Raw genomic sequence first — 6,961 nt, forward strand, 5'->3', positions numbered from 1 at the left:
CTGCAGATCCATGCCTTCAATCAGGAAGAAACGCTCATCGGCCAGGGCACGGTCGGCCTCGAGATCGAAGCCGACCTGCCCGGGATCGACACGCTTCTGGTCGCCGTCGGCGGCGGCGGTCTGATCGGCGGCATCGCAGCCTGGTTCGCTGGCCGCATCCGTATCATCGCCATCGAACCCGAGGGAGCGCCGACGCTTTACCGCGCGTTCGAGGCCGGCAAGCCGGTCGATGCGCCGGCCGAGGGAATTGCCGCCGATTCGTTGGCGCCGAAGCGTGTCGGCGAAATGATGTTCCCGATCGCCGAGGCCTTTGTCGAGCGCTCGATCCTGGTCGGCGACGACGACATCGTGGCGGCGCAGAAAGCGCTCTGGGACCGCGCGCGAATCATTGCCGAGCCCGGCGGCGCCGCCGCCTTCGCGGCGATGCTTTCGGGCCGCTACGAGCCGTCGCCGGACGAGCGCGTTGCCGTTCTGGTCTGCGGCTCCAACACAAATCCCGCGAATTTCTGACCATAACGGGGGCTAACCTCTTCACGATTTTGGAACCCGCCTCGCCTTTGCCGTGTTTGCTGGTATTCTGCTCATGAGGTCCGGGCCATCCCGCCCGGGCAGGAAGGGCCGATGACGGAACGACCCATTTCCAGCGAACGCGGTCTGGCCGGGCGTCTGGCGCTCAGCCGGCTGGCGACGCGAACCTCGATGATCTTCGAGCGTGGCTGGCCGTTGCTGCTGCCGCTGGCAGTCGTCGCCGGCCTGTTCCTCAGCGTCTCGTGGTTGGGCCTGTTCCAGCGCCTGCCGGATCCTGCGCGGATCGGTCTCCTGATCCTTTTTGGCGTATCGGCGCTGGCGGCGCTCTATCCGCTGCGCTTCTTCCGCATGCCGTCCTCCGCCGAGGTCGACCGGCGCATCGAGGCCGCGAACGAGTTGCTGCACAGCCCCGTGCAGGTGCAGACCGACCGGCCGAGCGGCGCGGAGAGTGTTTTCTCGCAGGCGCTCTGGCGTGAGCACCAGAAACGCATGGCGGAGCGGCTCTCCAGCCTCGGCGCCGACAGGCCGCGCACACGCGTGCCGGACTACGATCGCTGGGGCCTGCGAGCACTGGTGGGACTGCTCTTCGTCACCGCCTTCGCCTTCTCGTTCGGGCCTTTCGGCGGCCGGATCAGCGACGGCTTCGTCGCCGGAGCAGCGCGCGATACCGTGCCGCCGCGCATCGATGCCTGGGTGACGCCGCCCGCCTATACCGGCAAGCCGCCGCTGTTTCTGACCGCCGACGCCAATCAGGCCGCACAGACCTTCAGCATCCCGCAAGGCAGCGACGTGTCGCTGCGCGTCACCGGCGGCTCCGGCGAGGAAACGCTGAACTATGCCGATGTGAGCGGCAATGCCCGCGCCATCGAGCCGGCCGCGCCGAAGGGTGTCACGCCCGCCGCCGCCCAGCCGGCGCCCCCAGCCGCTGCCCAGCTCAAAGCGCGCCAGTTCTCCGGCAAGCTGAGCACCGATGGCGTGCTGACGCTGAAGTCCGGTGAGGACGATCTCGGCCACTGGGCGTTTGCCATCATCCCGGACAAGCCTCCGACGATCCGTTTCGTCGGCGAACCGAAGCGCGCCGTCAATGGCGCCATCGAGCTCAACTACCAGATCGATGACGACTATGGCGCGGCTTCTGCCAAGGCTGTCTTCGAGCTGTTGGATCCGCCGCCGGCCGATGCCCATCCGCTCTATGGCCCGCCCGACATGCCGCTGACGCTGCCGCGCCGCGGCGGCAAGGCGAACGCGGCCAAGACGACCAAGGATCTGACCGAGCATGTCTGGGCCGGCAGCACCATAAAGCTGACGCTCACCGCCACGGACGATGCCGGCCACACCGCCACCAGCGAAACCAAGACGCTGGTGATGCCGGAGCGGCCCTTCTCCAATCCGCTGGCCCGCGCCGTGATCGAGCAGCGCCGGCTGCTGGCGCTCGACACCAACGCCAGGCCGCGCGTGCTCGACCTGATGGACGCGATCACGCTGCGCCCCGAGGATACTTTCGACAACATGTCGCATTATCTCGCGATCATGAGCGCGAGGAGCCGGCTGAAGCTCGCAGGCAGCGATGACCAGTTGCGCAACGAGGTGGCCTATCTGTGGGAGATCGCGCTCGGCATCGAGGAAGGCAACCTGTCGGCCGCCGAGCGGCGGCTGCGCCAGGCGCAGCAGGCGCTGCAGGACGCCATCAAGAACGGCGCCAGCGACGAAGAGCTCGACAAGGCGATGAAGGAACTGCGCGAAGCGATGAACCAATTCCTGCAGGAGTTCGCCCAGCGCGCGAAGCAGAACCCGAACGCGCCGCAGATGCAGCAGAACGGCCGGGAACTGCGCCAGAGCGATATCGACCGGATGATGGACGAGATCGAAAACCTCGCCAAATCCGGTGACCGCGACAGGGCCCAGCAGCTTCTGTCGGAGCTGCAGGACATGATGAACAACCTGCAGGCCGGCCGCCAGCAGCAGGGCGGCGAGCAGGACAGCGAGATGCGCCAGCAGATGGACAAGCTGGGCGAGATCATGCGGCGCCAGCAGGAGATGATGAACGACACTTTCCGCCTCGACCAGATGCAGCGCGGCCAGCGTGGCCAAAACGGCGACCAGCAGATGGGCGAGGATGGCGAGCAGGGCCAGTCTCAGGACGGGCAGAAGCCCGGCCCCGGCGACGACCGCGATCCGCTCGGCCGGCCGGGGATGTCGCCAAAGGATCTGGCCGACGCGCTGAAGCAGCTGCAGGAGGGCCAGGGCCAGCTGCAGAGCGACCTCGACAAGCTGAAGAAGGGCCTCGAAGGCATGGGCATGCAGCCCAATGAGGGCTTTGGCGAGGCCGGCAAATCCATGGGCGATGCCGAGCAGTCGCTTGGCGAGGGCAACGGCGACGAGGCCGTCGGCCACCAGGGCCGCGCGCTGGAGGCGCTGCGCCGAGGCGCCAAGGACATGATGAAGCAGATGCAGGCCATGCAGGGCGACCAGGGCGGCAGCGAGCAGGGCGGGCGCCAGCAGGACGCCGACCGCGATCCGCTCGGCCGGCCGCGCGCCACCAAGGGTTCCGACGACGGCAACTCCGTCAAGGTGCCGGACGAGATCGACGTGCAGCGCGCCCGCCAGATTCTCGAAGCGATCCGCAAGCGCCTCGGCAACGCGCTGAGCCCGGACATAGAGCGCAGTTATCTCGAGCGGCTGCTCGAACTGAAATAGGCGGTCCCCCCAGATCGCCCGCAGCCGGCATCTATGCTGCCGGCGCGGTTTGCCTGGTCAGCATGAAAGCCTCGCGGATCGCGTTCTCCATGCCGTCGATCGCTTCGCCCGCCGCCAGCGGATTGCGGTGCAGCACCACATTGGAGGAATCGATGTCGCCGAAGCCGTCGGCGGCCGTCAGCTCGCGGCAGTCGGGCGGGATGTTGCTGCGCGAGATCGGCGCGATCGCCAAACCGGAAGTGACCGCGAGCGTCAGGCCGCCATTGGTGTCGCTGGTATAGGCGACGCGGTAGTCGAGACCGCGCTGCTGCAACGATTTGATCGCAAAGTCGCGGCACCAGCCGTCGCGGCTGTAGAGCGCGATCGGCACCGGCCGCTCCTCATGCATATGGTGCAGCATCGATGTCACCCACACCGTCGGATCGTGCATCAGCACCTCGCCGCCGGAAAAACCTTCCCATTCGAACACCACGGCGAGGTCGAGCTCCCCCGCCGCCAGCGCTTTCACCTGCGAGGCCGAATGGGCGTAGCGCACAGTGACTTCCACGCGCGGATGACGCTTGGCGAACTCGCCGAGCGCCCGCGACAGGATCGAGCGGCCATATTCGGCGGGTATCCCGATGCGCACCAGCCCGCCGAGCGGTGGCGCCACCAGCGACGCCGCCGTCTCGTCGAGCAGCGAGACGATGCGGCGGGCATTGGCGATGAGCTCGCCGCCGCGGCGCGTCAGCGCCACGCCGCGCGAGCCGCGCTCGAACAGGCTGTCGCCGACCATGTCCTCCAGCTTCTTCATCTGCATGGAAACTGCCGATTGGGTGCGTCCGGCCTTCTCGGCGGCCTTGGTGAAATTGCCCGTCTCGGCCACCGCCACGAAGGTGCGCAGGAGGTCGCTGTCGAGGGTGGGCTTCATAGGCATCGCCATAAGAAATTTTGATCGCTGATATCATTCCAATTCGTTTGCAACATGTCAAACGCCGCAGGATAGTCACCGCACCCATTGGATATGCGGCCGCGAAATCGGCCGCGGACCAATTCGAAGAGTCCTCACTCGTGCCCGCTGCCCGAAAACGGTGGCGGGCTCTTTTTCGCTGGAACGTCGATGCAGAACCGGATGGTGCTTGGCATCTTGAGCCTCTGCCTGGGCGTTCTGGTGTTTTCGCTGCAGGACCCGCTGGTGAAGGCAGTGTCGGGCGGCTATCCGGTGACGGAGGTGATGGCGATCCGCGCCATCGTCGCGCTGCCGATCCTGATCGTTGTCGTCCATGCCGATGTCGGCCTGAAGGCGCTGCTGTCGAAGCGAGCGGGCATGCTGACGCTGCGCGCCTTCACCCAGTTCTCGTCCTACACGGTCTATTACCTGGCGATCGCCGCCTTATCGCTGGCCGACGCGATAGCGCTTTATTTCATGGCACCGCTCTTCATCATGGCGCTCGCCGGGCCCTATCTCGGCGAGCACGTCTCCTGGCGGACGCTGACGACTGTGCTGATCGGCCTTGTCGGGGTCGTCGTGATGCTGCGTCCGGGCGCCGGAGTGTTCGACTGGGCGGCGCTGCTGTCGCTCGGCTCGGCATTCCTCTACGGCTTCTCGCAGTTGATGGCGCGCCGGATCGGCGACACCGAATCATCGACGGTCATGGCCTTCTACCAGAATGGCGCCTACCTCACCGGCGCTGTGGCGGTCGCCGCCATATTTCATCTTGCCGGCATCACCCACGCGGGCCATCCGAGCCTCGACTTCCTGGTGCGTCCATGGGTGTGGCCGACCATGCCGGACTTCCTCAAGATGGCCGCCTGCGGCCTCGTCGCCTCCGCCGGCATGATTTTGTTGTCGCAGGCTTATCGGATGGCCCCCGCCAACCGCGTCGCCACCTTCGAATATACCGGCATTCTCTGGTCGCCGCTCTGGGGCTTCCTGTTCTTCGCCGAGGTACCGCGCGTGACAACCGTGCTCGGCGCTGCGCTGATCATCGGCGCCGGCCTGCTCGCGCTCAACGGCGAGCGGCACAGGAGCGCCGTACCGACACTCGCGGCAACCGGTGATGCCGTCTAGATGGTCAAGCGAAGCAGCTTAAGGCCCGGCCGACACGGGCGCGTATCTCGGCAAGCGTGAACGGCTTCTGCACCACGTCGAGGATGATGCCGTTCAATTCCTCGGCGCGCTCGCGCTGGTCGGCATAGCCGGTCATCAGCATGATCTTCATCGCCGGGAACTGTTTCGCCGCCGCCGTCGCCATCTCGATGCCATCCATTTCCGGCATGCGGATGTCGGACACCACGAGATCGTAGCCGCCATGCGCCTGCCCGATCAGCGCCAGCCCTTGCGCGCCGTCGGCGGCGATAGTCACGTTGTGCCCGTCGCGCTCCAGCGCGCGGGCGGCGAGGGTGCGGACGGACTCATCGTCCTCGACGATCAGAAGCTTTGCCATGCCGAGATACATGGCGCGGAAACGTTGACTTTTTCTGAAAATTCGAACGGTCGACGGGTCGTCACGGATTCCGCTTCGAGAGTCAGGCGTCGCCCTTGACCACGCCGACGAACGGCAGTTCCCGGAACGCGTGCGCGACATCCATGCCGTAGCCGACGACGAAATAGTCGGGGCAGTCGAAGCCGACATAGTCGGCGTTGAGCGTGGTCTGGCGGCGCATGCGCTTGTCGAGCAGCACCGCGATGGCGCAGCTTTTGGCGCCGCGCGACAGCATGAGGTCGCGGGTGAAGGAAAGCGTCTTGCCGGATTCCAGGATGTCGTCGATCAAAAGCACGTCGCGTCCGACGACCTCGTTGTCGATGTCGCGCAGCACCCTGACCTCGCCGCTGGTGGTGCCGGCGCCGTAGCTGGAAATGAAGATGAACTCGACCTCGGGCGACAGGCCGACATCATGCATGGCGCGGATGAGATCGGCCGCGAAAACGAACGAGCCCTTCAGGATCGAGATCACCAGCAAGTCGTGGTAGTCGCGCCCGGCGATCTCCTTGGCGAGTTCGAGATTGCGGCGGGCAATCGCCGACGCCGAAAACAGGACCTCGATGTCCTTGCCGCGCACAACTGGCATACTTTTTTCCTTCGAAATCGCCCGCATCATCGATCGGTTTAGGTGTGTCGAGATTCAGGTCAGGCCGAGCCGAAAATAGTGGGCTCCGAGAACCGGAGCGGAGCGTACTTTTAGGTACGTGAGCACCGGCCTACGCCGGCCGTAGCCTTAATTTAACTGCCACGCCACTCCTAAGTGCTTCGACCGGCGAGTACCGGAAGCGCAGGAAACCGCCATTTGCAGGCCGGCATCACCTGAATATCAATAGACCCTAGCTGGCGAAGGTGACCGATACGGCCCTCACGCCGTTTCTAGGCACTTCGAGCCGGCTGGAAAAGCCGAATCTTTCGCCGGGCGCCAGCGAGCGGTTGGATGTCCCCAGCCTGTAGCGGATGACATTGCTGGCATTGTCGGTGACTCGGATCTCGAGCGGCGGCAGCGACTGTGCGCTTACCCCGTCATTGGCAGCCTCGCCGTCGACGAACAGGACCGGTTTAAGCCCCGAGGCGTCGATACGCGAGGTGACGCCGGAAATGCTGAACGCGCCTGCGGGCTGCGGGGTCGTCCAGAACGGGCTCTGGCGCACCAGGGCATGTCCGCCCGACACCCAGAAGGCGGCGAGCGCCATGCCGATGCCAGCGATCCAGAAGATCGGGCCGCCGCGCGAGAACCGCGCCGGCGCAGCCTCCGGCTTACGCAGCATGCC

General features: G+C 65.8%; 7 protein-coding genes. 3 read left to right on the plus strand and 4 right to left on the minus strand.

The features are described 5' to 3' along the window. Together EOA29_RS20085 and EOA29_RS20090 are read left to right on the plus strand one after the other, a co-directional pair. On the plus strand, positions 1-510 hold a 510-nt coding region (locus EOA29_RS20085; RefSeq protein WP_127221340.1), incomplete at its 5' end, for a pyridoxal-phosphate dependent enzyme. 111 nt (positions 511-621) lie between these two features. Then, positions 622-3,225: a TIGR02302 family protein gene (locus tag EOA29_RS20090; protein ID WP_126091703.1), complete on the plus strand. Its 2,604-nt coding sequence runs from the start codon at positions 622-624 to the stop codon at positions 3,223-3,225. 31 nt (positions 3,226-3,256) lie between these two features. Here EOA29_RS20090 and EOA29_RS20095 read toward each other — a convergent pair whose 3' ends face one another. Then, positions 3,257-4,135 carry a LysR substrate-binding domain-containing protein gene (locus tag EOA29_RS20095; RefSeq protein ID WP_126091702.1) on the minus strand — a complete coding sequence of 293 codons (879 nt, stop codon included), beginning with the start codon at positions 4,133-4,135 and terminating at the stop codon, positions 3,257-3,259. A 189-nt stretch (positions 4,136-4,324) separates the two neighbouring features. Between EOA29_RS20095 and EOA29_RS20100 the strand changes: the two genes are divergently transcribed. Beyond that, on the plus strand, positions 4,325-5,275 hold the full coding sequence (locus EOA29_RS20100; RefSeq protein WP_126091701.1) for a DMT family transporter: 951 nt from the start codon (positions 4,325-4,327) through the stop codon (positions 5,273-5,275). Positions 5,276-5,279: 4 nt separating this feature from the next. On the opposite strand, the gene EOA29_RS20105 is transcribed toward EOA29_RS20100, so the two are convergent. From EOA29_RS20105 to EOA29_RS20115, 3 genes are all read right to left on the minus strand, one after another. Beyond that, entirely contained in the window at positions 5,280-5,651 is a 372-nt protein-coding gene (locus EOA29_RS20105; protein ID WP_126091700.1) for a response regulator, read from the minus strand. An 82-nt stretch (positions 5,652-5,733) separates the two neighbouring features. Then, a complete protein-coding gene (gene hpt, locus EOA29_RS20110; RefSeq protein WP_126091699.1) occupies positions 5,734-6,276 on the minus strand; it encodes a hypoxanthine phosphoribosyltransferase in 543 nt (180 codons plus the stop codon). A gap of 250 nt (positions 6,277-6,526) precedes the next feature. Next, positions 6,527-6,961 (minus strand): hypothetical protein (locus EOA29_RS20115; RefSeq protein WP_127221341.1); only part of this gene is annotated, 435 nt, incomplete at its 5' end.

The organism is Mesorhizobium sp. M1E.F.Ca.ET.063.01.1.1, from assembly GCF_003998155.1.
Taxonomy (GTDB): Bacteria; Pseudomonadota; Alphaproteobacteria; order Rhizobiales; family Rhizobiaceae; genus Mesorhizobium.

Coding starts and splice junctions, on each gene's coding strand:
- EOA29_RS20090 (WP_126091703.1), top strand. CDS start 622: ATGACGGAACGACCCATTTCCAGCGAACGCGGTCTGGCCGGGCGTCTG.
- EOA29_RS20095 (WP_126091702.1), bottom strand. CDS start 4,135: ATGAAGCCCACCCTCGACAGCGACCTCCTGCGCACCTTCGTGGCGGTG.
- EOA29_RS20100 (WP_126091701.1), top strand. CDS start 4,325: ATGCAGAACCGGATGGTGCTTGGCATCTTGAGCCTCTGCCTGGGCGTT.
- EOA29_RS20105 (WP_126091700.1), bottom strand. CDS start 5,651: ATGGCAAAGCTTCTGATCGTCGAGGACGATGAGTCCGTCCGCACCCTC.
- hpt (WP_126091699.1), bottom strand. CDS start 6,276: ATGCCAGTTGTGCGCGGCAAGGACATCGAGGTCCTGTTTTCGGCGTCG.